This window comes from Aeromonas sp. PrichA-15 (assembly GCF_017939245.1).
Lineage (GTDB): Bacteria > Pseudomonadota > Gammaproteobacteria > Enterobacterales > Aeromonadaceae > Aeromonas > Aeromonas caviae.
On sequence record NZ_JAGKRH010000079.1, the window covers coordinates 1 to 401 of the forward strand.

Here is a 401-nt window from a genome sequence, read left to right on the forward strand (position 1 = left end):
GGTTCGCCCACGTTCCTCGGTGACAAGCGGATGGAGGGCTCGACCCACCCCAAATCAATCCGTGGCTCTACCCCCAAGATCGCGGGGCAGTGCCAGATAGAGCGGGCGGCCAGCGAATCGCAGCACCTGATGCGTTATCACGTGAAGTGCCCACATTGCCATGCAGAGCAGTACCTCAAGTGGGGCGGCCCCGATGCCGAGTTCGGCATCAAGTGGGACGGTAACAACCACAACTCGGCGTTCTATCTGTGCGAGGCAAATGGCTGCGCCATTCGCCAGCATGAGATGGATTACGAGACGGTGGAACGCTGGATCTGCGAGCGCACCGGCATCTGGACGCGGGACTCCATCGACTGGTTCGACAGTGATGACCAACCGATCCCTCCTCCCGAGTCGGTGAC

1 protein-coding gene is annotated in these 401 nt (G+C 61.1%); it reads left to right on the forward strand.

The annotated features are described in order from the left end of the window. Positions 1–401: phage terminase large subunit family protein (locus J9889_RS12325; RefSeq protein ID WP_210556851.1), on the forward strand; the 401-nt coding region annotated here is incomplete at both ends.